At 74.2% G+C, this 26,961-nt stretch carries 23 protein-coding genes, 1 pseudogene and 1 riboswitch; of the genes and pseudogenes, 13 read left to right on the plus strand and 11 right to left on the minus strand.

The window, feature by feature from the left end; all coding sequences use genetic code 11:
* Positions 1-68: 68 nt before the first annotated feature.
* From mmsA to EV386_RS18070, 6 genes are all read left to right on the plus strand, one after another.
* Complete coding sequence (mmsA, locus tag EV386_RS18045) at positions 69-1,691, plus strand: multiple monosaccharide ABC transporter ATP-binding protein (RefSeq protein ID WP_130416641.1); 1,623 nt, start codon at positions 69-71, stop codon at positions 1,689-1,691.
* On the plus strand, positions 1,688-2,860 hold the full coding sequence (mmsB, locus tag EV386_RS18050) for a multiple monosaccharide ABC transporter permease (RefSeq protein ID WP_130416642.1): 1,173 nt from the start codon (positions 1,688-1,690) through the stop codon (positions 2,858-2,860). Before mmsA ends, mmsB begins: the two co-directional genes overlap by 4 nt.
* 156 nt (positions 2,861-3,016) lie before the next feature.
* A riboswitch (ZMP/ZTP riboswitch) is annotated at positions 3,017-3,136 on the plus strand.
* A gap of 75 nt (positions 3,137-3,211) precedes the next feature.
* On the plus strand, positions 3,212-4,504 hold the full coding sequence (gene glyA, locus EV386_RS18055; RefSeq protein ID WP_130416643.1) for a serine hydroxymethyltransferase: 1,293 nt from the start codon (positions 3,212-3,214) through the stop codon (positions 4,502-4,504).
* Complete coding sequence (locus tag EV386_RS18060) at positions 4,504-5,412, plus strand: bifunctional methylenetetrahydrofolate dehydrogenase/methenyltetrahydrofolate cyclohydrolase (protein WP_130416644.1); 909 nt, start codon at positions 4,504-4,506, stop codon at positions 5,410-5,412. Before glyA ends, EV386_RS18060 begins: the two co-directional genes overlap by 1 nt.
* A gap of 238 nt (positions 5,413-5,650) precedes the next feature.
* Positions 5,651-6,133: a VOC family protein gene (locus EV386_RS18065; RefSeq protein WP_130416645.1), complete on the plus strand. Its 483-nt coding sequence runs from the start codon at positions 5,651-5,653 to the stop codon at positions 6,131-6,133.
* Positions 6,134-6,371: 238 nt separating this feature from the next.
* Positions 6,372-7,202, plus strand: coding sequence for an exodeoxyribonuclease III (locus EV386_RS18070; RefSeq protein ID WP_423218987.1), 831 nt, complete (start codon positions 6,372-6,374; stop codon positions 7,200-7,202).
* A 95-nt stretch (positions 7,203-7,297) separates the two neighbouring features.
* On the opposite strand, the gene galK is transcribed toward EV386_RS18070, so the two are convergent.
* From galK to EV386_RS18085, 3 genes are all read right to left on the minus strand, one after another.
* Positions 7,298-8,584: a galactokinase gene (gene galK / locus EV386_RS18075; protein WP_130416646.1), complete on the minus strand. Its 1,287-nt coding sequence runs from the start codon at positions 8,582-8,584 to the stop codon at positions 7,298-7,300.
* A 114-nt stretch (positions 8,585-8,698) separates the two neighbouring features.
* Positions 8,699-9,370, minus strand: coding sequence for a response regulator (locus tag EV386_RS18080; RefSeq protein WP_130416647.1), 672 nt, complete (start codon positions 9,368-9,370; stop codon positions 8,699-8,701).
* Positions 9,367-10,650 carry a sensor histidine kinase gene (locus EV386_RS18085; RefSeq protein WP_130416648.1) on the minus strand — a complete coding sequence of 428 codons (1,284 nt, stop codon included), beginning with the start codon at positions 10,648-10,650 and terminating at the stop codon, positions 9,367-9,369. The genes EV386_RS18080 and EV386_RS18085 overlap by 4 nt, the downstream gene beginning before the upstream one ends.
* Before the next feature lie 152 nt (positions 10,651-10,802).
* Here EV386_RS18085 and EV386_RS18090 point away from each other — a divergent pair.
* Together EV386_RS18090 and EV386_RS18095 are read left to right on the plus strand one after the other, a co-directional pair.
* Positions 10,803-11,459 (plus strand): annotated as a pseudogene (locus EV386_RS18090) (ABC transporter ATP-binding protein); the annotation flags it as partial.
* Positions 11,460-11,521: 62 nt separating this feature from the next.
* On the plus strand, positions 11,522-12,316 hold the full coding sequence (locus EV386_RS18095) for an ABC transporter permease (protein WP_130416650.1): 795 nt from the start codon (positions 11,522-11,524) through the stop codon (positions 12,314-12,316).
* A 36-nt stretch (positions 12,317-12,352) separates the two neighbouring features.
* Here the strand turns inward: EV386_RS18095 and EV386_RS18100 are convergent, their stop codons facing one another.
* The 3 genes from EV386_RS18100 to EV386_RS18110 are packed head-to-tail and all read right to left on the minus strand — an operon-like array spanning position 12,353 to position 15,384.
* Positions 12,353-13,516: an Mrp/NBP35 family ATP-binding protein gene (locus EV386_RS18100; RefSeq protein WP_130416651.1), complete on the minus strand. Its 1,164-nt coding sequence runs from the start codon at positions 13,514-13,516 to the stop codon at positions 12,353-12,355.
* A 46-nt stretch (positions 13,517-13,562) separates the two neighbouring features.
* On the minus strand, positions 13,563-14,084 hold the full coding sequence (locus tag EV386_RS18105; protein ID WP_130416652.1) for a DUF1003 domain-containing protein: 522 nt from the start codon (positions 14,082-14,084) through the stop codon (positions 13,563-13,565).
* Complete coding sequence (locus tag EV386_RS18110) at positions 14,077-15,384, minus strand: magnesium transporter MgtE N-terminal domain-containing protein (RefSeq protein ID WP_130416653.1); 1,308 nt, start codon at positions 15,382-15,384, stop codon at positions 14,077-14,079. Before EV386_RS18110 ends, EV386_RS18105 begins: the two co-directional genes overlap by 8 nt.
* 119 nt (positions 15,385-15,503) lie before the next feature.
* Here EV386_RS18110 and EV386_RS18115 point away from each other — a divergent pair, with 119 nt between their 5' ends.
* A complete protein-coding gene (locus EV386_RS18115; RefSeq protein ID WP_130416654.1) occupies positions 15,504-16,295 on the plus strand; it encodes a YflT domain-containing protein in 792 nt (263 codons plus the stop codon).
* 137 nt (positions 16,296-16,432) lie between these two features.
* Here EV386_RS18115 and EV386_RS18120 read toward each other — a convergent pair whose 3' ends face one another.
* The gene (locus tag EV386_RS18120) at positions 16,433-18,037 is read right to left on the minus strand and encodes an aminopeptidase P family protein (RefSeq protein WP_130416655.1); all 1,605 of its coding nucleotides are present in this window, start codon (positions 18,035-18,037) and stop codon (positions 16,433-16,435) included.
* A 103-nt stretch (positions 18,038-18,140) separates the two neighbouring features.
* Positions 18,141-18,947, minus strand: a complete 807-nt coding sequence (locus EV386_RS18125) for an alpha/beta fold hydrolase (protein ID WP_130416656.1) — start codon at positions 18,945-18,947, stop codon at positions 18,141-18,143.
* A gap of 97 nt (positions 18,948-19,044) precedes the next feature.
* Between EV386_RS18125 and EV386_RS18130 the strand changes: the two genes are divergently transcribed.
* Positions 19,045-19,896 carry a PHP domain-containing protein gene (locus EV386_RS18130; protein WP_130416657.1) on the plus strand — a complete coding sequence of 284 codons (852 nt, stop codon included), beginning with the start codon at positions 19,045-19,047 and terminating at the stop codon, positions 19,894-19,896.
* A complete protein-coding gene (locus EV386_RS18135) occupies positions 19,893-20,528 on the plus strand; it encodes a MarC family protein (protein ID WP_130416658.1) in 636 nt (211 codons plus the stop codon). The genes EV386_RS18130 and EV386_RS18135 overlap by 4 nt, the downstream gene beginning before the upstream one ends.
* A 36-nt stretch (positions 20,529-20,564) precedes the next feature.
* Here the strand turns inward: EV386_RS18135 and EV386_RS18140 are convergent, their stop codons facing one another.
* Both EV386_RS18140 and EV386_RS18145 read right to left on the minus strand, forming a co-directional pair.
* A complete protein-coding gene (locus EV386_RS18140; protein WP_130416659.1) occupies positions 20,565-20,858 on the minus strand; it encodes a DUF1905 domain-containing protein in 294 nt (97 codons plus the stop codon).
* Positions 20,859-20,987: 129 nt separating this feature from the next.
* A complete protein-coding gene (locus tag EV386_RS18145; RefSeq protein WP_130416660.1) occupies positions 20,988-22,670 on the minus strand; it encodes a DEAD/DEAH box helicase in 1,683 nt (560 codons plus the stop codon).
* A 203-nt stretch (positions 22,671-22,873) separates the two neighbouring features.
* Here EV386_RS18145 and EV386_RS18150 point away from each other — a divergent pair, with 203 nt between their 5' ends.
* A complete protein-coding gene (locus tag EV386_RS18150; protein ID WP_130416661.1) occupies positions 22,874-23,590 on the plus strand; it encodes a ferritin-like fold-containing protein in 717 nt (238 codons plus the stop codon).
* 81 nt (positions 23,591-23,671) lie between these two features.
* Here EV386_RS18150 and EV386_RS18155 read toward each other — a convergent pair whose 3' ends face one another.
* A complete protein-coding gene (locus tag EV386_RS18155) occupies positions 23,672-23,896 on the minus strand; it encodes a DUF3107 domain-containing protein (RefSeq protein WP_130416662.1) in 225 nt (74 codons plus the stop codon).
* A 192-nt stretch (positions 23,897-24,088) separates the two neighbouring features.
* Between EV386_RS18155 and EV386_RS18160 the strand changes: the two genes are divergently transcribed.
* A partial coding sequence (locus EV386_RS18160) for a UvrD-helicase domain-containing protein (RefSeq protein WP_130416663.1) occupies positions 24,089-26,961 on the plus strand: 2,873 nt, incomplete at its 3' end.

Raw genomic sequence — 26,961 nt, forward strand, 5'->3', positions numbered from 1 at the left:
CCGGGGCCACGCGCCCCGGACCCGCCCGCCCGGCAACAAGTCGATTGCTTCGACGAGGAAGACAGGTCATGAGCACGAACACGACGGCGGACCCCGAGCAGCCGCGCTCGGGAACAGACGCCGATCTCATCCTTGAGATGCGCAACATCGTCAAGGAGTTCCCGGGCGTCAAGGCGCTCTCTGACGTCACCTTCACGGTGCGCCGGGGCGAAGTGCACGCCATCTGCGGCGAGAACGGGGCGGGCAAGTCCACCCTGATGAAGGTGCTCTCGGGGGTCTACCCCTACGGCACCTATGAGGGCGACATCATCTACAACGGCGAGGAGGTGCGGTTCAAGGGGATCCGCGACTCCGAGGCCGCGCGCATCGTGATCATCCACCAGGAGCTCGCGCTGGTGCCGCGCCTGTCCTTGGCCGAGAACATCTTCCTCGGCAACGAGCAGGGGCCCACGGGCCTGGTCGACTGGCACCTGACACGTTCGCGTGCGGCCGAGCTCCTGCGGCGCGTCGGACTCTCCGAGAACCCTGACCTGACCCCGCTGGACATCGGCGTCGGCAAGCAGCAGCTCGTCGAGATCGCCAAGGCGCTGTCCAAGAACGTCGACCTGCTCATCCTCGACGAGCCGACGGCGGCGCTCAACGACGAGGACTCGGCGCACCTGCTGAGCCTGATCGACGAGTTCCGCAAGCAGGGCATGACGTCGATCATCATCAGCCACAAGCTGAACGAGATCGCCGCCATCGCCGACCGCGTGACCGTGATCCGCGATGGCGAGACGATCGAGACGCTCGACTTCCACGGCGACGAGCCGGTCACCGAGGACCGCATCATCCGCGGCATGGTGGGACGCTCGCTCGACCACCGCTTCCCCGAGCACACGCCGCAGATCGGCGAGGAGCTCCTGCGGCTCGAGGACTGGACCGTCTACCACCCGATCGACACCGAGCGGCTCGTCGTCGACGACGTGAGCATCAACGTGCGCGCGGGCGAGATCGTCGGCCTCGCGGGCCTCATGGGCGCCGGGCGCACCGAGCTGGCCATGAGCCTGTTCGGGCGCACCTACGGGTCCAACATCAGCGGCAAGGTGTACAAGCGCGGCGAGGAGATCCAGATCCGCAACGTGCGCGACGCGATCCGGCACGGCATCGCCTACACCACCGAGGACCGCAAGGCGCTCGGACTCAACCTCATCCAGACCATCCGCGAGAACATCTCCGCCTCGGCGCTCGGCAAGGTGTCCAGCAGGCTCGGCGTCATGCGCCAGGGTGGCGAGGAGGTCGTCGCCGAGCAGTTCCGCCAGGAGTTCCGGATCAAGGCGCCCAATGTCGAGGCGCTCGTCGGCAAGCTCTCCGGCGGAAACCAGCAGAAGGTCGTCCTGTCCAAGTGGGTCAACACCGACCCGGACGTCCTGATCCTCGACGAGCCGACGCGTGGCATCGACGTCGGCGCCAAGTACGAGATCTACGGGATCATGAACGCCCTCGCCGACGCCGGCAAGGCAGTGATCGTGATCTCCTCCGAGCTGCCCGAGCTGATCGGCGTGTGCGACCGCATCTACGCCGTCTCCGAGGGGCGCATCACCGGAGAGGTGCCGCGCGCGAGAGCCACCCAGGAAGAGCTCATGCGCTATATGACGATGGAGAAGGCCGCCGCCCACGTGGGCGTGTCCCCGGAAGGAAACCACTCATGAACGTCCTGAGGGATTACCTCGGCCGTAACGTCCGTCAGTACGGCATCGTCGGGGCGCTGCTCGTCATCGTGCTGCTGTTCCAGATCCTGACCGACGGCCGCCTCCTCATGCCGAACAACATGGCCGCGCTGGTCATGCAGAACGCCTACGTCATGATCCTGGCGATCGGCATGGTGGCGGTCATCGTCGCCGGGCACATCGACCTGTCGGTCGGCTCCGTGGTCGCGTTCATCGGCGGTCTGACGGCGATCATGATGGCGCACTGGAACTGGCCCGTTCCGCTCGCGATCCTCGCGGCGCTCGCGGTCGGCGCCCTCGTGGGGTGCTGGCAGGGGTTCTGGGTCGCCTATATGGGGATCCCCGCGTTCATCGTGACCCTCGCGGGCATGCTCACGTTCCGCGGTCTGGCCATCGTGCTCGTCGGCCAGACGGTCTCGCCGTTGCCGCGCCCGTTCAACCAGATCGGCAACGGGTCGCTGCCCAACTTCCTGGGCTTCGCGGGCCAGTTGGACGTGTTGACGCTCGTGATCGGCGCCATCGCGATCGTCGGCCTCGGCGTCGCGCAGTACCGCGCCCGCCGGTCGATGATCACCCACAACCTGCACACCGAGGCGTTCGGCGTGTTCGTCGCGAAGCTCGCCGTCATGGCGGTGCTCATCGGCCTGGTCGCCTGGCGCCTGTCCCTGTCGACCGGCGGCACCCCGATCATCCTCTTGATCGTGGGTGTGCTGATCCTCGGCTTCACGTTCGTGCTGGGCCGCACGCGGTTCGGCCGGCACGTGTACGCCGTCGGCGGCAACCGCAACGCGGCGATCCTCTCGGGCGTCAACACCCGGCGCACCGACTTCCAGATCTTCGTCAACATGGGCATGCTCGCCGCGGTCGCCGCCATCGCGACGACGGCGCGTGCCGGTGCCGGTGTGGCCGCAGCGGGTCAGAACTTCGAGCTTGACGCCATCGCCGCGTGCTTCATCGGTGGCACCGCGGTCACCGGCGGTGTCGGCAAGATCTCGGGCGCCATGATCGGTGCGCTCATCATGGGCGTGCTCAACATGGGTCTGTCGATCCTCGCAGTCGACGCCGCCTGGCAGCAGGCCATCAAGGGTCTGGTGCTGCTGGCCGCGGTCGCACTCGACATCGTCTCGAAGCGTCGCGGCGCCCTGGGCTGACCCTGACGACCCCCCGGCGGCCGGACCCGCCGAGAGCCTGCGTCACCCGATGGCCGAGCCCGTCTCGGCCGTCGCGGCGCGGCCCTCGGCGGGCCCGGCCGCCGGCGTTCGTGGGCCGCCCGCTCCGGGACGGGCGTCAGTCTCGTGGGATACCCTGGTCGGCGTCGTGACTGGCGCAGTCCCGGTCCGCCCCTCGCGGCGGAGACGGGCAGGTGGATGACCACCAGGGAGCGGCACCGCTGTAACGACGACGGGTCGTTCGCCTGGGCCCCGTGTCATGACCACGTGTCACGTCCATCGTCCGTCGCGGCGGCACACGTCGTCGCGGCCCGCAGCCAGGGAGAGGCCGCCATGAGCGCACACACCCCCGACCCCCTTTTGACCGGCGGCATCGCCGACGTCGACCCCGAGATCGCCGCCGTGCTCGACGGCGAGCTCGCCCGCCAGCGCGAGACGCTCGAGATGATCGCGTCCGAGAACTTCGTGCCGAACGCCGTCCTGCAGGCGCAGGGCTCCGTGCTGACCAACAAGTACGCCGAGGGCTACCCCGGCAAGCGCTACTACGGCGGCTGCGAGCAGGTCGACATCGCCGAGAGCCTCGCGATCGCCCGCGCCAAGGCGCTGTTCGGCGCCGAGCACGCCAACGTCCAGCCCCACTCCGGCGCCCAGGCCAACGCGGCCGTGCTGCACGCGCTGGCCTCGGCCGGCGACCGCATCCTCGGCCTTGAGCTGGCCCACGGCGGCCACCTCACGCACGGCATGAAGATCAACTTCTCGGGCCGCCTGTACGACGTCGGCTCCTACGGCGTCGACCCGCAGACCTACCGCGTCGAGATGGACGAGGTCCGCAAGAAGGCCATCGAGCACCAGCCCGAGGTCATCATCGCCGGCTGGTCGGCCTACCCGCGCCACCTCGACTTCGCCGCGTTCCGGCAGATCGCCGACGAGGTCGGCGCCAAGCTCTGGGTCGACATGGCCCACTTCGCCGGCCTGGTGGCCGCGGGCCTGCACCCGAGCCCCGTGCCGCACGCCGACGTCGTCTCCTCCACGGTGCACAAGACGATCGGCGGCCCGCGCTCGGGCTTCATCCTGGCCAAGGAGCAGTGGGCCAAGAAGATCGACTCCGCGGTGTTCCCGGGCCAGCAGGGCGGCCCGCTCATGCATGTCATCGCGGCCAAGGCCGTGGCGTTCAAGGTTGCCGCGTCCGAGTCGTTCGTCGACCGCCAGGAGCGCACGCTGCGCGGAGCGCAGATCATCGCCGCGCGCCTGAGCGAGCCGGACGTCGCCGGTCAGGGCGTGTCGGTGCTCACGGGCGGCACCGACGTCCACCTGGTGCTGGTCGACCTGCGCCACTCGGCGCTCGACGGCCAGCAGGCCGAGGACCTGCTGCACGACGCCGGCATCACCGTCAACCGCAACGCCGTGCCGTTCGACCCGCGCCCCCCGCGCGTCACCTCGGGTCTGCGCATCGGCACGCCCGCGCTGGCCACCCGCGGCTTCGGCGACGCCGAGTTCACCGAGGTCGCCGACATCATCGCCGTCGCGCTGCGCGACGGCGCGGGCGCCGACGTCGACGCGCTGCGCGCCCGCGTGCGCGCGCTCACCGCGGACTTCCCGCTCTACCCGGGCCTGGCGCAGTACTGATGGCCGCCCAGCAACAGCCGTCGGCGCAGCCGCTGGACGGCAAGGCCACCGCGGCGGCGATCAAGGCCGAGCTCAAGACCCGCGTCGCGGCGCTCGCCGAGCGGGGCGTCGTTCCCGGACTCGGGACGCTGCTCGTGGGCGACGACCCGGGCTCGCAGTGGTACGTCGCGGGCAAGCACCGCGACTGCGCCGAGGTGGGCATCGCCTCGATCCGCGAGGACCTGCCGGGCACGGCGACGCCGGAGGAGATCGAGGCGGCCGTGCATCGGCTCAACGAGGACCCGGCCTGCACCGGGTTCATCGTGCAGCTCCCGCTGCCGAAGGGCATCGACACCAACCGTGTGCTCGAGCTCGTCGACCCGGCCAAGGACGCCGACGGGCTGCACCCGACCAACCTCGGGCGCCTCGTGCTGCGCGTCAACGAGGAGGTCACCTCGCCGCTGCCGTGCACGCCGCGCGGCATCGTCGAGCTGATCGAGCGGCACGGGGTGTCGCTGGCGGGCAAGCATGTCGTGGTCCTGGGCCGCGGCGTCACCGTGGGCCGGCCCATCGGGCTGCTGCTGACGCGCCGGGCCGTCAACGCGACTGTGACGCTCACGCACACGGGCACGGCGAACCTCGACGAGCTGGTGCGCCAGGCCGACGTCGTCGTCGCGGCGGCGGGGGTGCGCGGCATCGTGCGCCCCGACATGGTCAAGCCGGGCGCCGTGCTGATCGACGTGGGCGTCTCGCGCGAGACCGATCCGGCCACGGGCAAGTCCCGCGTGGTGGGCGACGTCGACCCCGCCGCGCTGGAGCGGGCGTCGTGGTACAGCCCCAACCCGGGCGGTGTGGGCCCGATGACCCGCGCGATGCTCCTGGCCAACGTCGTCGACACGGCCGAGCGCGCCCTGGCCATTCCCGCCTGACCACCCCCGTCCGCCCACGAGGCGGACCCGGCCCGCGGGGCGGAGCGCTCGTGCGTCGAGCCCTTCGCCCCGTGGGCCGCGTTGCGTGAGCGGTTCGCTTCGCAGGGGCCGCCTCGCTCGTTGGTCTGCTTCGCTCGGTGGGCCGCCTCGCGTGCGCCCTGTGGGGCCGGGCGATGAGTTCCGGAGCCAGCGGGCGTCAGAACGTGCGGCAGACACATCGACGACGGAGGGTGGAGCGATGGGGATCGTCAAGCCGCACTTGTGGTTCGCGAGCGGCGCCGAGCAGGCTGCGGAGTTCTACGCGAGCGTCATCCCGAACTCCCGGGTGACCCACATCGAGACCGCGCCCGCCGGGGTGCCCGACGTCGAGGAGGGGGCGCCGTTCGTCGTCGACCTCGACCTCGACGGGATGCCCGTCCAACTCCTCAACGCCGGGCCCGCGTTCACGCTCGACGAGGCGTTCAGCTTCGTCGTCGAGTGCGAGGACCAGGCTCAGGTGGACCGCTACTGGGACGCGCTGACCGCCGACGGCGGCACGCCGGGCCAGTGCGGCTGGCTCACTGACCGGTTCGGGGTGTCCTGGCAGGTGGTGCCCCAGCAGTTGAGCGCGCTCATGAGCGGCGCCTCTCCTGAGGCGACCCAGCGCACGCTGGCGGCGATGTTCGCGATGGGCAAACTCGACATCGCGGCGCTCGAAGCGGCCGCCCGCGGCGACACCTGACCCCGCCCGCACGGCCCCGCCCCGCTGCTGCCGCCGCGCCGCACCCACTGCCGCCGCACCCACCCCGCCCACGGCGGCCCGCCGCCCCGTCGCGGTGTTCGAGCATTCGTCGCGGTGTTCGAGCGCCCGAGCGCTCGAACACCGCGACGAATGCTCGAACACTCGGTTGGTTGGTGGCGGTCAGCGCGGCGGTGGGGCTTGGCCGGGGGTGTCGGGGGTGGGTGGCAGAATCCCGCGGGTGAGCCAACTCGTCGTCGCCACCGCCAACGTCAACGGAATCCGCGCAGCGCTACGCCGAGGGATCGGCCAGTGGCTCGACGGGCGGGCGCCCGACATCCTGCTGATGCAGGAGGTCCGCGCCCCGGACAATGTGCTGAACGAGGCGTTCGAGGGGTGGCACGTCGCCCATCAGGCGAGCGACATCAAGGGTCGCGCGGGCGTCGCCGTCGCCTCACGGCTCCCGGTGCGCTCCGTGCGCGTCGGACTCGCGGCGCACGGGCCGCAGGGGGAGCCCGAGCCCGCGGTCGACACCGGCCGCTGGGTCGAGGCCGACGTCGAGCTGCCCGACGGCGGTCTGCTGACCGTTGTGAGCGCGTACATCCACTCCGGGTCGACCTGGCCCGAGGACAACCCGGTCAAGATGATCGAGAAGTACGCCTACCTCGACAAGGTCACCAGCCGGCTCGCGCAACTCGGGGCCGCGCCCACACCGGCGCTCGTCGCGGGGGACCTCAACATCGCCCACCACAACGTCGACATCGCGAACTGGAAGGGCAACCTCAAGTCCGCGGGGTTCCTTCCGCAGGAGCGGGCGTACCTGGACAGGTGGTTCGACGAGCTCGGGTGGAGTGACCTCGGGCGCGCGCACGGTGGCGAGGGCCCGGGGCCGTACACCTGGTGGTCGTGGCGTGGGCAGGCGTTCGTCAACGACAAGGGCTGGCGGATCGACTACCAGCTCGCCAACCCGACGCTCGCGCCACACGCGGTCAAGGTCGAGGTCGACCGGGCCGCGTCCTACGAGGAGCGCTGGAGCGACCACGCGCCGGTGATCGCGACCTACGATCTGTGAGGACGCGGGCGGCGCGGCGGCGCTGCGGTGGTTTCGACGGGCTCAACCAGCGGGGGTTGGGTTTCGACGGGCTCAACCAGCGGGGGTGTGGGCGCTCAGACGTCGCGGCCTGCGGCGGCTGACGGCGGTGCTGCCAGGAACGCCGGAGCCGTGAGGCCCGCGTCGGCGAACGCCGCAGCGACCGCGGCCGCCACCTGCTCGACCTCGTCGGCGCGGACCAGTGCGATGGTCGAGCCGCCGAAGCCGCCGCCCGTCATGCGCGCGCCGATCGCTCCGGCCGCGCGCGAGGCCTCGACGGCGAGGTCGGTCTCGCGCACCGTGACCTCGTAGTCGTCGCGCAGCGAGGCGTGCGAGGCGTCCATGAGCCGCCCGGCGCCGGCTGCGGCCGCCTCGTCGGGCGTCCCGCCGGAGCCCAGGCCGCCGCGCACCAGGTCGGCGAACGCGCCGGTGCGGGCGATCTCGGTGATCACGTGCCGCACCCGACGGCGCAGCGAGTCCTCGACGTCGAACGGCGCGAGCCGCTCCAGGGTCGCGTCGAGGTCGGCGGGCGCGACCTCGCGCAGGGCGCGCACACCGAGGTAGTTGGCGGCGGTCTCGCACGAGGCGCGGCGGTCGGCGTACTGCCCGTCGACGAGCTGGTGTGGCGCGCGGGTGTCGATCACCAGGAGGTTCAGACCCGCCGCGGCCAGGTCGAACGGCACGTGCTGGGCGAAGCCGGCGGCGTCGAGTCCGGGGCGGAAGTCGAGCAGCAGCGCCTGACCCTGCGCGCACAGCAGCGCGGCCGACTGGTCGAGGCCCCCCGTGGGCGCCCCGGCGATCTCGTTCTCGGCGCGGCGGGCGGCGGCGACCAGGTGAGCCCGCCCGGCGTCGTCGGCGCCCAGGCCCAGGCCGAACACGTCGTCGAGCGCGACGGCGAACGCGCATTCGATGGCGGCCGAGCTCGACAGCGACGCGCCGAATGGCACGCACGAGTCGATCACGGCGTCGAACCCGCGCACGTTGTGACCGGCATCGCGCAGCGCCCACGCCACGCCGGCGACGTACGAGCCCCACCCGTGCACGGCGCCCGGGTGGACGTCGGCCAGGCGCACGGTCCAGGGCTCGTCGGTCTGCGCCGAGGCGATGCGCACGACGTCGTCCTCGCGGCGGCGCAGCGCGACATAGGTGCGGTGCGGCAACGCCGTGGGCAGGCACAGGCCCGCGTTGTAGTCGGTGTGCTCGCCGATGAGGTTGACCCGCCCGGGCGCCGACCAGACGCCGTCGGGCGTGCCCGGGACCGGGCCGTCCGCGCCGTCGTCGGCGAAGGTCTGGGCGAACAGCGCGCGGACGCGCTCGGCGCCTTCGGCGCGCGTCCAAGCGGGCAGCCACTGGGGTGTGGACATGCGGGGGCTCCTCAAGGGTCGTCGGCGGTGATGAGGCGTGGGGAGTCGAAGGGGTCGGCCCATTGTTCCAGGCTTCGCGTCGCGGGGCCGGTGAATGGCCGATCTGGCGCGCGCTCAGACCTCGCCTGCGTCATGCGTCACGATCGCGATCTGCACACGGTTGTCGACGCCGAGCTTGGCGAGCACGCGTGAGACGTGGGTCTTGACGGTCGCCAGGCCCATGTACAGCTCGGCGGCGATCTCCGCGTTCGTGAGCCCGCGGGCCACGGCCAGGGCGACCTCGCGCTCGCGCGCGGTCAGCGCGTCCAGGAGCCGCAGGGCCGAGGCGCGCCGCCCACCGGGGTCCGCCGCCAGCGTCGCGATGAGTGAGGCCGTGACGGACGGGGACAGGGTCGGCTCGCCCGAGGCGGCGGCGCGCACCGAGGCGACCAGTCGCTCGGGTGGCGTGTCCTTGAGCAGAAACCCCGCCGCCCCGGCGCGCAGCGCGTCGAGCACCATGGCGTCGGCGTCGAAGGTGGTCAGCACGATGACGTGCGTCGCTGGGGCCTCCTCCACGAGCAGGCGCGTCGCCTCGAGGCCGTCCATGCGCGGCATGCGGATGTCCATGAGCACGACGTCGGGGCGTACGCGCCGCACCAGGTCGACGCCGCAGCGCCCGTCGCCCGCCTCGCCGACGATCTCGATCCCGGGGTCCCCGCCCAGCAGGAGCCGCAGGCCCGCGCGCACGAGGGGGTCGTCGTCGACCAGGACGACTCGGGTGACGGGTCGGAGGGGGCCTGCGCTCATGTCGTCCACGGCAGCCACGCTCTGACCAGAAACCGTCCGGCGCGCTCGCCGAAGCTCAGCGACCCGCCGGCGAGCTCGGCCCGCTCGACCAGCCCGGCGAGGCCGAGCCCGGAGGCCGGCAGTGCCGGCGCGACCGCGGCGCTCGCCCGCGCGCCGTGGCCCGCCGACGCCCCCGCGGACGACGCGACCGGCGCGGGGTTGCTGATCAGGAGGCTCAGCCCGTCGGCCTCGTCGCCGCTGACCTCGACGCGCACGGGCGCGCCCGGGGCGTGCTTGCGCGCGTTGGTCAGGGCCTCCTGCAGGATGCGGAAGGCGCTGCGGGAGACGCCGCTCGCGAGCGCGGTGACGTCGGGGAGGTCCACGGGCAGCCGCACGTCGCATCCGGCCGCGCGGGCCTCGGCCACCAGGTCGTCCAGGTCCGCGAGAGTCGGCTGCGGGCGGCTCGGCCTGGCGGCGCCCTCCTCGCGCAGCACGCCGAGCACGTCGCGCAGCTCGTCGAGGGCCTGGTGCGCGCTGTCACGGATGACCGACGCGGCCTCGCGCACCTGTTGCGGCGACAGGCCCTCGCGGTAGGTGAGCGCGCCGGCGTGCATGGCGACGAGCGACATGCGGTGGGCGAGGACGTCGTGCATCTCGCGGGCGATGCGCGCCCGCTCGCCCGCGCGCGCCTGCTCGGTGCGGCGCGCCTGTTCGAGCTCGGCGGCCGCGGCGCGCTCGCGCAACGAGCGCACCAGGTCGCGGCGCGCGCCGATGTAGGCGCCGATCGCCACCAGCAGGGCCGTCAGGACGGCGGCCGTGATCAGCTCTCTCACGAGCGCGTCGATCCTGTCGCCGCCCTCGGGCATGACGGCGAGCGGGCTGAGCAACCGGTGGCCGACGGTCGCCGCGAGCGCGGGGACCATCGCGACGGCGATGCGCCGCCACCGCCGGTGCGTCGCCAGCGAGACGACGGCGATCGTCCAGGCGCCCGCCGGCGCGCCGCCGAGGGTTGTGAACGCGGCCAGCACACAGGCGATGGTCAGCGGCGCCCGCCGACGCAGCAGGAGCAAGCCCAGTGAGGCGACGCCGAGTGCGGCGTCGAGCAGCAGGAAGCCGGGATCAGGGGCGATGTACTCCACGGGGACCTCGGCGAGCGCTGCCGTGCGCTCGCTCTCCGCACCGGGGAGGGCGAACCCGGCGACCCCCACCAGCCCGGCGACGACCACACGCCACGCCTCGCCCCACACGTGGCGGGCACGCGATTGGAGCGGGGAGCCGGGCGCTGGGGTCGGCGAGGCCATCACTGGCACCCTAGCGAGGCGTGCCCGTCGACCGCATCCATCGCATGACCCGCGGGGTCCCCCGTTCGGCGGACCTCGGCGAGGCGGAGGGTCCAGCAGGCGCATCCTCCCGGGCGACGCGGTCGCGGCCTCGTTCGCGCCACCGTGGGGGCATGATCACCGTCGAGCGCCTCGTGTGTCGATACGGGGACGTGCTGGCCGTCGACGACGTCTCGTTCACCGCTGAGCCGGGACGCGTCACGGGGTTCCTCGGGCCCAACGGCGCCGGCAAGTCCACCACGCTGCGCGCCGTCATCGGGCTCACGCGCCCGGCGTCTGGCGCGACCCGCGTCAACGGCGTGCCGTACGCGGCCCTCGCCAGCCCGGGCAGGCACGTGGGCGTCCTGCTCGACGCCGCCGCCCAGCACGTGGGCCGGTCCGGCCGCGAGACGCTGGTGCTCGCGGCGATCCTGCTCGGCGTGGGCAGGGCGCGCGTCGACGCCGTGCTCGAGACCGTCGGCCTGACCGAGCGGGAGGCGGCCCGGCGCGTCGGCACGTACTCGCTCGGCATGCGTCAGCGGCTCGGCCTCGCGGTGGCGCTCCTCGGCGAGCCCGAGATCCTCGTGCTCGACGAGCCGGCCAACGGGCTCGACCCCGCCGGCATCCGGTGGATGCGGGACCTGCTGGCCCGGTTCGCCGCCGACGGCGGCACGGTGCTGCTCTCGTCGCACCAGCTCGCCGAGGTCCAACGGGTCGCCGACGACCTCGTGGTCATCGGCGGCGGCCGGATCGTCGCTCAGGGCGCCAAGGACGACCTGCTCGCGGGGTCCCAGGACCTGGAGGAGCTGTTCCTCCAGCTCACCGCGCCGGACTCGCGCGACGGGATCGTCGCGTGAGCGCCGCGGTGATCGAGCGCGGCGCGGAGCGCGACGCGCGCGCCATCGGGCCCACCCCCTTCGCGCGGCTCCTGCGGATGGAGTGGCGCAAGCAGGTCGACACGCGGGCGAGTCGGTGGCTGCTCGCGCTCACCGCGTGCGCGGTGCTCGTGGTGCTGGTCGTGCTCGGCTTCGTCGACGGCGGCCGGCACTCGTTCGAGCAGCTGGCCCAGGGGGCGTTGCAGCCACTGGGCATCCTGGCGCCGGTCATCGCCATCCTCTCGGTCACCGCCGAGTGGTCGCAGCGCACCGCCCTCGTGACGTTCGCGCTCGAGCCGCGACGCGCGCGCGTCATCGTCGCGAAGACGCTCGCGGCGCTCGGGGTCGCGGCGCTCGCCGTGGCGGGCGCCGTCGCGCTGGCGGCGGTCGAACACCTGGCGCTCATCGGCCTGCGCGACGTCGAGCCGCGGTGGTCGGTCGACCTGGGTGCCCTGGGCGGGACCGCGCTCGCCGTGCTGGTGCTGGGCGTGCTGTGCGGGGTGGGCTTCGGCCTGCTGCTGCTCAACACGCCGGGGGCGATCGTCGCCTACTTCGTGGCCCCGATCGTGATCGCCCTGCTCGGGACATTCGTCCCCGCGCTCAAGGACGCCCAGCCGTGGTTCGACATGGCCACGGCGTCGACGCCGCTCGTCGTCGGAGCGATGACGGGGCAGGCGTGGCTGCACCTGGCGAGCACGACGGCGATCTGGGTGGTGGCCCCGTTCGTCGTCGGCCTGGTGCGCGTCCTGCGCTCCGAGATCCGCTCGGCCTGAGGCGCCCGGCGCACCTCAGCGGCCGACCGGCGACCGTCAGCCGCGAGTCGGCGTGACGTCGAGCCGCATGCCCGCCAGGCCGCGCTTGCGGCTGGCGAGCGTGCGGGCGACGTCGCGCAGCACCTGGGCGCCCGGGGTCGCGGGGTCGGCGATCACGGCGGGTGTGCCGTCGTCGCCGGCCTCGCGCACGGCGGGGTCGAGCGGCACCTGGCCCAGCAGCGGCACCGGCGTCCCGAGCGCCTCGGAGAGCGACGCCGCGACGCGCTCGCCGCCGCCCGAGCCGAAGACCTCCAGGCGCGAGCCGTCGGGCTGTTCGAGCCAGGACATGTTCTCGATGACGCCGACCACGCCCTGGTGGGTCTGCGTCGCGATCGAGCCGGCGCGCGCGGCGACCTCGGCGGCGGCGGCCTGCGGTGTGGTCACCACGACGATCTCGGAGCCGGGCAGCAACTGCGCGACCGAGATGGCGATGTCGCCCGTGCCGGGCGGCAGGTCGAGCAGCAGCACGTCGAGGTCGCCCCAGTAGACGTCGGCGAGGAACTGTTCGAGCGCGCGGTGCAGCATGGGCCCACGCCACACGACGGGCTGGCCGGGCGGGACGAACATGCCGATCGACACGACCTTGACGCCGTGCGCGATGGGCGGCAGCAGCATCGAGTCGACACGCGTGGGCGGGCGGCTGACACCCAGCATGCGGGGGATCGAGAAGCCGTAGATGTCGGCGTCGACGACGCCCACGCTGAGCCCCTCGGCCGCGAGCGCGACCGCGAGGTTGGCGGTCACGGAGGATTTGCCGACGCCGCCCTTGCCGGAGGCGATCGCGTACACCTTGGTCAGCGAGCCGGGCTGGGAGAACGGGATGACGGGCTCCCCGTCGCCGCCGCGCAGCCGTGAGCGCAGCGACGCGCGCTGCTCGGGCGTCATGACGCCGAGGTCGACGTCGACCGACGCGACGCCGTCGAGCGCGCCGACCGCGGCGGTGACGTCGCGCACGATGGTCGACTGCAGTGGGCAGCCCGCGACCGTGAGGTCGACGCCCACCCGAACCCGAGCCCCGGCGCCGGCGGCGCCCGCCCTGGCGGCGCCCGACTCGGCGACGTCCACCGAGCGCACCATGTCGAGGTCGGTGATGGGCCGGCGGATCTCCGGGTCGACGACGGTGGCGAGTGCGGCGCGGACCCGGTCGGCGAGCGTGGTCATACCGCGATCCTACGGGGGCCGGTCGCGGCGCAGGGGCGCGCGGCGGTCAGGCCGACTCGCGCGGGCGGGACTCGTCCGCCTCGGCGTCCGCGGCGCGCTGCTCCTCCAGCCCTTCGAGCAGGGCGCGCAGCTCGGAGCGCACGAAGTCGCGCGTGGCGACCTCGGACAGCGCCAGGCGCAGCGCCGCCATCTCCCGCGCCAGGTACTCGGTGTCGGCGAGGTTGCGCTCGGCGCGCTGGCGGTCCTGCTCGGCCGTGACGCGGTCGCGGTCGTCCTGGCGGTTCTGGGCGAGCAGGATCAGGGGGGCGGCGTAGCTGGCCTGGAGCGAGAGCATGAGCGTGAGCGCGGTGAACCCGTTCTCGGCCTTGTCGAACCGCAGGTCGACCGGGCCCCACGAGTTCCAGGCGAGCCAGATCGCGCAGAACACTGTCAGCCAGATGAGGAACCGGGGCGTGCCGAGGAACCGTGCGATGCCCTCGGTCGCCCGCCCGACGGCGTCCTGGTCGCGATGCGCGCGCGGCAGCAGCGTGCGGCGCGCCTCCTTCGGGGTGTCGAGCCGGTCAGCCACGTCGCACCACATCCTCGGGCGCCCCGCGGTCGGCGGTGGCCTGCGTGAGCCGCTCGTCGTGCGACTCACGCCAGTCGTCCGGCAGCAGGTGGTCGAGCACGTCGTCGACGGAGACGGCGCCGAGCAGCCGTTTGCCGTCGTCGAGCACGGGCAGCGCGAGCAGGTCGTAGGCGGCGAGCAGGCGCGTGACGCGGCCCAGCGGCGCGTCCGGGGTCAGCCATGCGGAGTCGGTGTCGAGCACGGAGCCGACGGCGGCGTGCGGGGGCTCGCGCAGCAGCCGCTGGAAGTGTGCGACGCCGAGGAACCGGCCCGTCGGGGTCTCCAGCGGCGGGCGGGCCACGAACACCACGGAGGCGAGCGCGGGCGGCAGGTCCTGCTTGCGGATCTGCGCGAGCGCCGAGGCGATCGTCATCTCGGGGCCGAGGATGACCGGCTCGCTCGTCATCATGCCGCCCGCGGTGTCCTCGTCGTAGGCGAGCAGACGGCGCACGTCCTCGGCCTCGTCGGGCTCCATGAGGTCGAGCAGGCGGGTGGCCTGCGCGTCGGGCAGCTCGTGCAGCAGGTCGGCGGCGTCGTCGGGCTCCATGGCCTCCAGCACGTCGGCGGCGCGCCCGGTCTCCAGGCCCGAGAGGATCGCCACCTGGTCGTCCTCGGGCAGCTCCTCCAGGACGTCGGCGAGGCGGTCGTTGTCGAGCGCCGCGGCGACCTCGAGGCGGCGCGTGCCGCCGAGCTCGTGCAGCACGTCGGCGAGGTCGGCGGGCCGCAGGCCCTCGTACGCCTCGAGCAGCGCGGCCGCGCCCTGGCCCGGCGCCCCGACCGCGAGCGTCGAGACGGCGTCGATCGGCACGACGAGAGTCGCGCCGCGCCGCCGCAGCCCCAACGTCGATCGGCCGGGCTCGCGACGGCGCACGAACAGCTGGTCCACCAGCCAGTCGCCGTTGCGCTGGCGCGCGATCGAGACGTCCTCGATGCCGACGTCGCCCGAGCCGTCGCGCATCGTCACGGTGCGGTCGAGCAGTTCGCCCAGCACGAGCGACTCCATGGCGCGCTGCTCGAAGCGGCGCAGGTTGACCAGGCCGGTCGACAGCACCTGGCCCGCGTCGATGCTGGTCACCCGGGTCATGGGCAGGAACACGCGACGCCGCCCGGGAACCTCGACCACGAGTCCGACGACGCGGGGCGCGCCCTTGGCGCGGACCAGGACGACGACGTCGCGCACGCGGCCCACCTGGTCTCCGATGGGGTCGAAGACCGAGGTCCCGGCGAGGCGCGCGACGAACACGCGGGTGCTGGCGCTCACGCAGGTCAGCCTACGTCGACGCCGCTCGACCCCGCCCGTGCGGGACGGGGAACGGCATGTTCACGCGCACTGGAGGCAACGTGGTGGTCAGGGTCAGGCGATTGGGACACACTGAGCCAATGAGCTTCGCCCGACCCCAGCCTGTGCCCCGCGTGCCTACGCCACCCCAGGGAGACGAGGTCGCCGCCTTCTCGACCTACCTCGAGGCGCAGCAGGCCGTCGACTACCTCTCCGACCAGAAGTTCCCGGTCCAGGCGGTGACCATCGTGGGCACCGACCTCAAGATGGTCGAGCGTGTGACCGGACGCCTGAGCTATCGGCGGGTCGCGATCGCCGGCGCCGGGTCGGGCGCCTGGTTCGGCCTCTTCGTTGGCCTGTTGCTGTCGCTGTGGGGCGGTGGCCGCGCCGCCAACGGTGTCGTGTTCATCGGCATCGCGCTCGGCGCCGGCTTCGGCCTGCTGTTCTCCGTGCTGTCCTACGCGCTGACGGGCGGGCGGCGCGACTTCACCTCGCAGTCGCAGATCGTCGCGACGACGTACGCGATCCTGTGCGCGGCCGAGTCGGCGGGCGAGGCCCGGTCGCTGCTGCGTCAGTCGCCCAACGGGCTCGGCAAGGCGCGCGCCGCGGCGCCCGCCGCCCCGAGCGCGCCGACCGGGCCCTACGGTGCCCCCGCGCCGACCCCGACCCCGACGAGGGCCCCCGACCCGCGCTGGACCACGCCGACGGGCGAGCCGCGTTACGGCGCGATGCTTCCGACGCCGCAGGATCCCGCGCCGACCGCGCCGACGCCGCCTGCGCAGCCGCCCGCCCCGCAGGCTCCGCCGACGCCGCCCACGTCGGGCGACCAGCCGTCGGTCACCCCGCCGCAGGACCCCTACGCCCCGCCGCAGGACCCGCGCCAGCAGCGCTGACGCGCGCGCCCGGCGCCAGGGCGATGAGGTGAGACACGACGGGCCGCCGCAGCACTCGCTGCGGCGGCCCGTCGGCGTCGTGCCCGTGGCGCTTCGGCCGTCCCGGCCTGCGCGCGCGGCCTGCGCCCGGTTCGAGCTCAGCCCCGCAGGGACCGCATCCACTCCTCGACGGCGCCCGGCTCACGCGGCAGCGCGGCCGACAGGTTCTCGTTGCCGTCGCCCGTCACGAGCACGTCGTCCTCGATGCGCACGCCGATGCCGCGGTACTCCGGCGGGACGGCCAGGTCGTCGGCCTTGAAGTACAGGCCCGGCTCGATCGTGAACACCATGCCCGGCTCGAGCACGCCGTCCTGGTACAGCTCGCGGCGCGCCTGCGCGCAGTCGTGCACGTCAAGGCCCAGGTGGTGCGAGGTGCCGTGCACCATCCACCGGCGGTGCTGCTGGCCCTCGGGCGTCAACGCGACCTCGGCCGTGACGCCGTCGGGCAGCAGCCCCCACTCCTCAAGGCGCGCGGCGATGACGCGCATCGCGGCCTCGTGCACGTCGAGGAACCGGGCGCCCGGGCGCGCGACGGCGAACGCGGCGTCGGCGGCGTCGAGCACCGCCTGGTAGACGCGGCGCTGCACCTGGCTGAACGTGCCGCTGACCGGCAGGGTGCGCGTGACGTCGGCCGTGTACAGCGAGTCGACCTCGACACCGGCGTCGAGCAGCACGAGGTCGCCCTCGCGCACCTGGCCGTCGTTGGAGATCCAGTGCAGCGTGGTGGCGTGCTCGCCCGCCGCCGCGATGGTCTCGTAGCCGACGGCGTTGCCCTCAAGCCGGGCGTGCGCGTCGAACGTCGTCTCGATGACGCGCTCGCCGCGGCGGTGCGCGACGGCGCGCGGCAGGGCGCGGACCACCTCGACGAAGCCCTCGATGGTGCGGTCCACGGCCTCGCGCAGCTGCTCGACCTCCAGGGCGTCCTTGACCAGGCGCAGCTCGCTCGTGGCGCGCACCAGGGCCTCGTCGGTGAGCTCGCGCCCCTCGACAGCGGCCTCACCCGCGCTCGCGTCCTCGGTCACGTCCTGGCCGGCCTCGGCGCGCAGGGACTCGACCAGCGTCTCGATGGTCTCGTCGGCGCCGGTCACCACGAGCAGCGTGACGCCCGCGCCGATGTCCTTGGCGAGCGCGTCGCGCAGCTCGTCGACGTGCCGCGCCTCGACGCCCGTGAGCGTCGTGACGTCCTCGAGCGAGGGGCGCGCGCCCACCCAGAACTCGCCGTATCGCGAGTCGGCGTAGAACTCCTCGGTGTCGCGCGCGGCGAGCGGGCGCACGTACAGCACCGCGTGGTGGCCCGTGGGCCCGTCGGGGCCGACGTCGCCCTCGCCGTCGCGCGCCGGGTGCAGCACCAGGACGGCGTCGGGCTCCTGATCGGCGCCCAGGCCAGTCAGGTGCGCGAACGCCGAGTGCGGCCGGAAGCGGTAGTCGGTGTCGTTCGAGCGCACCTTGAGCGGCCCGGCGGGGATCACCAGGCGCGCGCCCGGGAACTGCCCGCTCAGGCGGGCGCGGCGGGCGGAGGTGAAGGGCGCGGCCGCCGACGCCGTCACGCCCAGGTCGGCGCGCGGCGCCCACTGCGAGGTGATGAAGTCGACGAAGGCCCGCGAGCGCGGCCGGTTGCGGTGGTCGCTGGGCTTTGTCTCGCCGGTCGGGGCCTCGGCGCCGGCGGCGTCGGCCGGGCCGTTCGTGGGGTGAGTGTCGCTCATGCGCCCAGTCTCGCATCGGCGGCCGGGCGCTGGGGAGGGTTTGCCGCCCTGGGGGGCTGCGCCGTCTCGCGGGCGACGGTGGACCGGGCGCGGCTACGCGCGGTCAGGGGCGGCGGAAGTCGCGCAGCGCGCGCGTGAGCACACGGTTGAACGCGTCGGGGGCGTCCGTGTTGACGTCGTGGCCGGCGCCCGGCACCACGACGAGCGCGCCCTGGTAGGCGGCGGCCAGGTGCCGCTGCTCCTGTAGCCGCAGGTGGTCGCGTGAGCCGTTGACCAGCCACACCGGCACGCGCGCGGCGCGCACGTCGGCGACCGAGGAGTGCCCGGCCAGATGCGTCAGCGCGTCCGTCACCACATCCCAGCCGGGCCGGAAGGGGCCGACGGCCACGGTGCCGCCCAGCAGCGCCGCGACGTCGGAGCCGCCGGCGCGCGAGCCCTGGCCGCGCAGCGCGGCCCGCCAGCGCGCCGACGCCGCGCGGGCCTGCCGCCGGGCCGCGGACGCCCCCGCGACCGTGACGTGCGCGACGTCGCGGAAGAGCGCGACGGGCTTGCCCTTGGGGTCCGAGCAGCACGCCGCGGCCACCACACCGGCCAGCCGCGTCGGCTCGCGGGTCGCGCCCGCCTGGTGCAGCGCGGCGTCGCGCGCGGCGTAGGCGAGGGTCGTGTACCCGCCGAGGCTCAGGCCGACGAGGGCGATGGGGCGGTCGGCGGCGAACGTGGCGACGGCGTCGTCGATGACGTCGAACGCGCCCGGCAGCGTGAACCGCTCGTCGCGGCGCTCCCCGTGCGCCGGCAGGTCGACCGCCACGGCGTCGTACCCGGCGTCGCGCACGTGCTCAAGCTGCCGGTCCCAGATGGCCGACGACGTACGCATGCCGTGCACGAAGACGACGGCCGGCTCAATCCCCATACCACGATAGTGCCGGGTGAGGTGGTCGGACGCGCGGGACGGGCACTGGCCGACTGGTGAAGGCCGGTGAAAAGGCTGTGACGGCTACTGTGGCTCCGTGATCGACCTGCACACCCACTCCACGGCGTCGGACGGCACCGACGCACCGGGCAGGGTCGTCGAGGCTGCGGCCGCCGCCGGGCTCACCGTCGTCGCGCTCACCGACCATGACACGGCCGCGGGCTGGGCCGAGGCGGAGCGGGCCGCCGCGCGCACCGGCGTCGCGCTGGTGCGCGGCGCCGAGATCTCCACGGTCAGCGACCGGGTCAGCGTCCACCTGTTGGCCTACCTGCACGACCCCGAGCATCCCGCGCTGCTCGCCGAGCTGGAGCGCACGCGCGCCTCGCGCCTGACGCGCCTGGAGACGATGGCCGCGCTGCTGGGCGAGGACTACCCGATCACCTGGGACGACGTGCGCGCCCAGACGGGCGAGGGCGCCACCGTGGGCCGCCCGCACCTGGCCGACGCGCTGGTCGCCGCGGGCGTCGTCGACTCGCGCGACGAGGCGTTCGCCACCATGCTGCGGCCCGGCACCCGGTACTACGTGCCGCACGCGGCGCCCGACACCCTGGACGCGGTGCGCGCCGTGCGCGCCGCGGGTGGCGTGCCCGTTCTCGCGCACCCGGGCGCGTCGCAGCGCGGACGCGTGGTGTCCGAGGAGCGGATCGAGGAGCTCGCCGCCTCGGGGCTCGCGGGCCTGGAGGCCGATCACCGCGACCACGACGCCGCCACACGGGCGCGGATGCGCGACGTCGCGCGCGCGCTCGGGCTGGTGGTGACGGGGTCAAGCGACTACCACGGGGCGGGCAAACCGAACCGCCTCGGCGAGAACACGACGTCGGCGCACGCGCTGGCGCAGATCGAGGAGCAAGGGGCGATGGACGTGCTGTGGCCGGAGCGGGCGCGATGAGCGCGATCCTCGACGTCACGTTGTTCACCGAGGTGTTCGTGACGCTGTTCGTCATCATGGACCCGCCAGGCACGGTGCCGGTGTTCCTCGCGCTGACCTCGCGCATGACGCCCAAGCAGCGCAACCGGGCCTCGCGCCAGGCGATCCTCGTGGCGTTCGGCGTCGTCGTGGTGTTCGGCGCGCTGGGCCAGCAGGTGCTGCAGTACATGGGCATCTCACTGCCCGCGCTGCAGGCCTCGGGCGGGCTGCTGCTGCTGTTCGTCGCGATGGAGCTGCTGACGGGCAAGGCCGAGAACCCCGAGCCGGCCAAGGGCGGGTCGGTCAACGTCGCGCTCGTGCCGCTGGGCACGCCGCTGCTGGCGGGGCCCGGCGTCATCGTCGCGACCATGGTGTTCGTCCAGCAGAAGACCGACGCGGCCGATTCGATGGCCGCGCACTGGACGGCGATCGTGCTGGGCGTCATCGCGGTGCACGTGTGCACCTACCTCGCGATGCGGTTCGCCAACGTGATCCAGCGGGTGCTGCGCGAGTCGGGGGTCACACTCATCACGCGCATCGCGGGTCTGCTGCTCGCCGCGATCGCGATCCAGATGATCGCGGACGCCGTCACGGCGTTCGTCCGGGCGGCGTAGGGCGCGCTCGGGGCCGCCGCCGCGGCCAGCGTGGGCCTACCGTACCGGGACGAGGACGACGTCGACGCTCGCGCCGTCGGCGACGTTCTCGGCGGCCCGCACGGACTTCTTGACCGGCAGGATGTAGCCGCGGCGCGCGTCGCTCGGGAACACCGACGTCGACCAGGTGGTCGCCCCGATCGTGGCGGTCACCTTGATCGACCCGAACCCGCGCGGCGGCAGCGGCAGCTCCGCGAGCTCGTCGGACACCTCGGGCGGCACGGTCACGAACCACCAGGACACGCTGCGCCCCTGCGACTGCCACAACGCCGCCGTAAACCGGTACTCCATGCGGGCAGCGTAGTTCCCGCGCCCCCACGGGGAGTTCGAGCATTCGTCGCGGTGTTCGAGCGCCCGAGGGCTCGAACTTCCGCCAAACGCTCGAACTCCCCGTGGGCGGGGCGTCGGGCCGCGGGTGTGTCAGGCGTCGGCGGGGGGCGTGGGTGACGTCGCGTCGGCGGGGCGGCCGCCGCGGGTGCGACGGCGGGTGCGCGAGCGGCGGCGCTCGGCGTCGCCCGCCTCGCCGGCCGTGCTCGACGGCGCGCCCGACGTGGCGCCTGACGCGCTCGCCGCGGCGTCCGACGACGTCGCGTCACCGTCGCGCGCGCCCGAGCGCGAGCGGCCGCGGCCGGCGTCACGCCCACCGGCGCCGCGCGAGCCGCCCGAACGCGGGGCGCCCGAGCGTGAGCCACCCGAGCGTGCCCCGTCCCGCGAGCCGCCCGACGAACGCTTGCCCGTCTCACCCAGGTCCTCAAGCCGCTCGGCGTCGAGGCCGGCGAGCGTGCGCCGCTCGCGGGGCAGGCGTCCCTTGGTGCCCTCGGGGATGGACAGGTCGGAGAACAGGTGCGGCGACGTCGAGTACGTCTCGACGGGCTCCGGGTGGCCCGTCTCCAGCGCCTTGTCGATGAGCGACCAGCGCGGCATGTCGTCCCAGTCGACGAACGTGACCGCGGTGCCCTTGTTGCCCGCGCGGCCCGTGCGGCCCACGCGGTGCAGGTAGGTGCGCTCGTCCTCGGGGCACTGGTAGTTGACGACGTGCGTGACGTCGTCGACGTCGATGCCGCGAGCCGCGACGTCGGTGGCGACCAGCACGTCGATGTTTCCGTGGCGCAGCGCGCGCAGCGCCTGCTCCCGCGCGCCCTGGCCCAGGTCGCCGTGGATCGCCCCGGCGGCGAAGCCGCGGTCGCGCAGCTCGTCGCTCACCTTGGCGGCCGTGCGCTTGGTGCGCGCGAACACGATGGTGCGCCCGCGGCCCTCGGCCTGCAGCAGCCGCGCCAGCACCTCGACCTTGTCGAGCGCGTGCGCGCGGTAGACGAACTGGGTGATGTTCTTGACGGTCGCGCCCTCGTCGTCGGGGTCGGCCGCACGGATGTGCGTGGGCTGCGACATGTAGCGGCGCGCCATCGACACGACGGCGCCGGGCATCGTCGCGGAGAACAGCATGGTGTGCCGCTTGGCGGGCAGGCGCGACAGGATCTTCTCGACGTCGGGCAGGAAGCCCAGGTCGAGCATCTCGTCGGCCTCGTCGAGCACCACGGTCGCGGCGCGCAGCAGCGACAGGTGGCCCTGGTTGAGCAGGTCGACCATGCGCCCGGGGGTGCCGACGACGACCTCGGCGCCCGCCTTGAGCTGCTCGATCTGCGGCTCGTAGGCGCGCCCGCCGTAGATCTGCACGACACGCAGGCTGGGGCGCTTGGCGCTCGCGGTGGCCAGGTCGCCGGCCACCTGCACGGCGAGCTCGCGCGTGGGGGCGACGACGACGGCCTGCGGCTTGCCGGGCGCGACCAGGTCGTCCCAGCCGTCCTCGCCCGGCGCGACGACGCGGTTGAGCAGCGGCACGCCGAAGCCCAGCGTCTTGCCGGTGCCGGTCTTGGCCTGCCCGATGATGTCGTGGCCCTGCATGGCCACGGGCAGCGTCATCGCCTGGATGGGGAACGGGTGGGTGATGCCGATGGCGGCGAGCGCGTCGACGATCTCGGACTTGACGCCGAAGTCGGCGAACGAGACGTCCTGCCGTTGGATGGAGGAGGCCGCGTGGTGGGCCTTGGTGGAGTTGGGTGAGGCGAGCGCCGTCGCGGCGCCCGAGGTCTGCTCTGTGGTCACAAGTGCCTTCGGTCAGTTCGTCGGCGCGGCACGCTCAAATCGGACGCGGCGCCGGATGGACGGCAGCCGATCGCGAAAGGACGTCGCGACACCGGCGGAGACAGTCCGCCAGGCGTCGCGGAAGATCTGTGCGGGACGACCGGGCAACCGTGGTACAGGGCCAGTCTACGCGACGCCGTGTTACCGGCCCGTATCCTGGTCGCATGAGCGAGCAGCCCACGGTGGCCCACGACGTCGTGCGCCGCGCGGGAGACGGCCCGTTCCTGGAGGTCACAGGCCTGGCGGCCTACGTGCGGCTGGGTCTTTTCGGCCTCATCGGCGCGCACACCTGGGATGCCCCCGACCTGGCCTCGGCGCAGCGCATGGTGACGATCGGTCTGCGGGTCGGCGAGCAGCAGCGCGCGCTGCTGGCCATCGGCGCGGCCCACGGCGTCGAGCCGGTCGCGCTCATGGCGCCGTTCGCCGGGGTGCTCGACTCCTTCGAGGCGCGCACGGCCGAGTCGACCTGGTGGGAGGGCCTGCTCAAGGGCGTCGTGGGGCACGGTGTGGCCAGCGACCTGTGCCGGCTGCTCGCCCGCGGGCTGCCGTCGGGCCTGGCCGCCGAGGTCGGCGCCGCGATGGCGTACCACGACGACGACGAGCGCTCGACGGCGATCATCCGCGCCGGCGTCGACGCCGACGAGCGGCTCGCCTCGCGCTTGGCCCTGTGGGGCCGGCGCGTCGTCGGCGAGTCGCTCTCGCTGTCGCAGACGCTGCTGGTGACGCGGCCATCGTTCGGCGTGCTGGCTCAGGCCGTGACGCCGTCGGACGCGGACACGGACGACGGCGACGCCGCACCCGCAGGCGCTGTGGCCTGGGTGCTGTCGGAGCTCACGGCCGAGCACACGCGGCGCATGGACCGCATGGGGCTCGCCGCGTAGCTGGTCCCGGTGCCCCGTCGGCCGCCGCCGCGCGGGGCGGCGCTGACAGCGGCCGACGTGGCCGGTGTGATCAGGGGGCGGTCACAGTGAGCCGAACCCGACGCGGCGCGTCTCCTCCGGCCCCACCTCGATGTAGCCGATGGTCGCCGTCGGCACGATGACGCGACGCCCGCGTGTGTCGGTGAGCTCGAGCACGCCGCCGTCGGCGAGCGCCTTCTTCAGCGTCTCGGCGACCTCGTCGGCGGTCAGGTCGGTCTCCAGGGTCAGCTCGCGCGGCAGGTTCTGCACACCGATCGTGACTTCCACGTTCTCTCCTTCGCAGGCGCGCTGGCGCGCGGGGCTTGCCGGTGTTCCGGCGGGCCGGGGCCCGCACCGATCGTAGCCAGCGGCGTCGTCGGCGCGGGCGCGTGGACGGCGGGTTTCGCCCAGGGCCGATCCCCGCGCGCTCGGCGCCGTACCGCGCTGGGTGTGTCGGTGGCTCGTGGTCGGATGGGCGCCATGTCGACCACCGCACCCCGGCTCGTGCCTCCCGCACCCGTCACGGGGCCGCAGGTGGCGCTCGACCCGACCCAGCAGGCCGCGCTCGACGCGGCGCGGACGTCGCACGCGCTGCTGGTCGTGGGCACGCCCGGGACGGGCCGCACCACCCTCGCCGCGGCGAGCGCCGTCGAGGCCGTGACGACGTGGGGCCTGGACCCCTCCCGGGTGCTGGTGCTCGCGGCGTCGCGCCGGGCCGCGGCGCGACTGCGCGACCAGGTCGCGGCGGCGTCGGGCCGCACGCTCGGCGCGCCGATGGTGCGCACCGCGGCGTCGGCGGCGTTCGCGGTGCTGCGCACGCGCGCCAGCGCGCTGGGCGAGCCGGCGCCGACGCTCGTCTCGGGGCCCGAACAGGACCTGGTGCTGGCCGACCTGCTGGCGGGCCACGTCGAGGGGGAGGGCGCCGATCTGCTGCTGCCCGACGGGCTGCCCCAGGACGCGCTAGGACTGCGCGGCCTGCGACAGGAGTTGCGCGACCTGCTCATGCGCGCGGCCGAGCGCGGCGTCGGGCCCGCCGAGCTCGCCGACCTGGGGCGCGCGCACGGCCGACCCGAGTGGCGCATGGCCGCACAGCTCTACGAGGAGTACCTCGATGTGTCGGCGCTGCGGCTGGGCACGCCCGACTCGGGTGAGCGTTACGACCCGGCTGTCGTCGTCGACCTGGCCGCGCGCTCGCTCGCGGCGTGGGAGGACGAGGCGCCCCACGTCGCGCGCCCGTCGTGGGATCTGGTGATCGTCGACGACTATCAGGAGGCGACCGTCGCCACGGCGCGCCTGCTGCACGCGCTGCACGACCCGGCAGGCTTGGCGATGGCGGGCACGAGGTCGCTGGGCCGCGCTGCGGCCACCCCGACGGGCGGTGGGATGGGGGGTGGGGCGCGGCTTGTGCTGCTCGCCGACCCCGACTCGGCCGTCCAGGGCTTCCGCGGCGCGACGCCGGGGCTGGTCGGGCGGGCCTCCGCGCCGCCGCGGTCGCTCGGCGCGTTCGGCGCCGACGTCGTGGTGCTCGGCACGGCGTGGCGGCAGACCGAGGAGCTGCGCGAGGTCACTCGGGCCGTGACCTCGCGGGTTCCGACGGTCGGCGGTCCGCTCCAGCGCGGCGCGGTCGCCCGCGAGCCGGGTGCGGTGGGGGAGGGTGAGCCGTCCGCGCCGGCCGGCGTCGCGGTCGCCGTGCTCGCGGGCGCCGCCCAGGAGGCCGCCTACATCGCCCGCGAACTGCGCGCCGAGCACCTGCTGCACGGCACCGGGTGGGAGCGCATGGCGGTCATCGCGCGCTCGGGCGACCGGCTCGCTGGGCTGCGCCGCGACCTCATCGCCGCCTCGGTGCCCGTGGCGCTGCTCGGCTCCGATGTGCCGTTGCGCGAGGAGCCCGCGGTCGCGCCGCTGCTCGCCGCGCTGCGGGTGAGCGCCGCCGCCGCTCCGGGCAGTCTGGACGCTCTGCTGGAGCAGCTCACGGGCGATCGCGTGGACGCGACGCCGGTCGACGGCGGTGCGTCCGACGCCGGTGCGTCCGCCGCCGCCGCTGAGGCGGAGGCCGAGTCCGTCCACCCGGGGGAGCCGTATCCGCTGCTCGACGCGCCCACGGCGGCGCTGCTCCTGACGTCCCCGATCGGCGGGCTCGACGCCGTCGCGCTGCGTCGCCTGCGCCGGGCGCTGCGCGCCGAGGAGCTCGCCGGGGGCGGCGGGCGCTCGTCCGACGCGCTGCTCGTCGAGGTGTTGGGCGACCCGGCGCGCGCGGCGACTGTCCCGGGCGCGGTGCGTCGCGGCCCGGTGGCGGTCGCGCGCGTGCTCGCCGCGGGGCGTGACGCTGCCCGTGAGCCGGGCGCGACAGCACAGACCGTCCTGTGGGCCGTGTGGGCGGCGACCGGGCTGGCCGAGCGATGGCGCGACGCGGCGCTCGCGGGCGGCCCGGCCGGGGTGCGTGCGGACCGCGACCTGGACGCCGTGCTCGCGCTCTTCCGCGCGGCGGAGACCTACGTGGACCGTCTGCCTGGCGCGCCCGTGGCGGCGTTCGTCGACTACCTCGCCTCGCAGGACCTCCCGGCCGACTCGCTCGCCGCGGCGGCGACGGGCGCGCACGCCGTCGAGGCGCTCACGCCCGCGGGCGCGGCCGGGCGTGAGTGGGAGGTTGTCGTGGTCGCGGGGGTGCAGGACGGCGTGTGGCCCGACCTGCGGCTGCGCGACTCGCTGCTGGGCTCGCAGGCGCTTGTCGAACTGCTGGCGGGACGGTCGCAGGACGCGAGCGGACTGGGCCCCGAGGCGCGCCGTCAGGTGCTCGCCGACGAGCTGCGGGCGTTCGCCGTCGCGACCTCACGCGCGCGCCGGCGGCTGCTGGTCACGGCGGTCGAGGACGTGCAGGAGGCGCCAAGCGTGTTCTGTGACCTCGTCGAGCCCCCCGGGCCGGACGAGGAGCGCGACTCGCGCCGCGTCGACGTCGGCGCCCCGCTCGACCTGCGCGGCGTCGTCGCCATGGCCCGCGCGGCGCTGATCCGCACCGCGCCGGACGAGACGGTCGACGCCACCCCAACCCCCGCCGACCCGGTGGTTGAGCCTGTTGAAACCACCCCGAACGCGATGTCGACCCCGGCCGCGGCCGCGGCCCTCCTCGCCGACCTCGCCGTCGCCGGCGTGCCCGAGGCCGACCCGCGCACCTGGTACGGCGTGGCGCCGGCGTCGAGCGACGACCCGCTGTGGGCGGACGACGCCATCGTCCCGGTCTCTCCGTCGAAGGTCGAGACCGTCACGACGTGCGCGCTGCGCTGGGCCTTCGAGGCGGCTGGCGGCACCGCCGCCGACGACACGAGCCAGACGCTCGGCACGCTCGTGCACGCGAT

It is taken from the genome of Xylanimonas ulmi (genome assembly GCF_004216535.1).
Taxonomy (GTDB): domain Bacteria; phylum Actinomycetota; class Actinomycetes; order Actinomycetales; family Cellulomonadaceae; genus Xylanimonas; species Xylanimonas ulmi.

Bases quoted from the DNA above. Each gene is read 5' to 3' on its own strand.
- mmsA (WP_130416641.1), top strand. From the start codon at position 69: ATGAGCACGAACACGACGGCGGACCCCGAGCAGCCGCGCTCGGGAACA.
- EV386_RS18120 (WP_130416655.1), bottom strand. From the start codon at position 18,037: ATGAGCGACACTCACCCCACGAACGGCCCGGCCGACGCCGCCGGCGCC.
- EV386_RS18065 (WP_130416645.1), top strand. From the start codon at position 5,651: ATGGGGATCGTCAAGCCGCACTTGTGGTTCGCGAGCGGCGCCGAGCAG.
- EV386_RS18085 (WP_130416648.1), bottom strand. From the start codon at position 10,650: ATGGCCTCGCCGACCCCAGCGCCCGGCTCCCCGCTCCAATCGCGTGCC.
- EV386_RS18150 (WP_130416661.1), top strand. From the start codon at position 22,874: ATGAGCGAGCAGCCCACGGTGGCCCACGACGTCGTGCGCCGCGCGGGA.
- mmsB (WP_130416642.1), top strand. From the start codon at position 1,688: ATGAACGTCCTGAGGGATTACCTCGGCCGTAACGTCCGTCAGTACGGC.
- glyA (WP_130416643.1), top strand. From the start codon at position 3,212: ATGAGCGCACACACCCCCGACCCCCTTTTGACCGGCGGCATCGCCGAC.
- EV386_RS18100 (WP_130416651.1), bottom strand. From the start codon at position 13,516: ATGACCACGCTCGCCGACCGGGTCCGCGCCGCACTCGCCACCGTCGTC.
- EV386_RS18080 (WP_130416647.1), bottom strand. From the start codon at position 9,370: ATGAGCGCAGGCCCCCTCCGACCCGTCACCCGAGTCGTCCTGGTCGAC.
- EV386_RS18060 (WP_130416644.1), top strand. From the start codon at position 4,504: ATGGCCGCCCAGCAACAGCCGTCGGCGCAGCCGCTGGACGGCAAGGCC.
- EV386_RS18115 (WP_130416654.1), top strand. From the start codon at position 15,504: ATGAGCTTCGCCCGACCCCAGCCTGTGCCCCGCGTGCCTACGCCACCC.
- galK (WP_130416646.1), bottom strand. From the start codon at position 8,584: ATGTCCACACCCCAGTGGCTGCCCGCTTGGACGCGCGCCGAAGGCGCC.
- EV386_RS18125 (WP_130416656.1), bottom strand. From the start codon at position 18,947: ATGGGGATTGAGCCGGCCGTCGTCTTCGTGCACGGCATGCGTACGTCG.
- EV386_RS18135 (WP_130416658.1), top strand. From the start codon at position 19,893: ATGAGCGCGATCCTCGACGTCACGTTGTTCACCGAGGTGTTCGTGACG.
- EV386_RS18140 (WP_130416659.1), bottom strand. From the start codon at position 20,858: ATGGAGTACCGGTTTACGGCGGCGTTGTGGCAGTCGCAGGGGCGCAGC.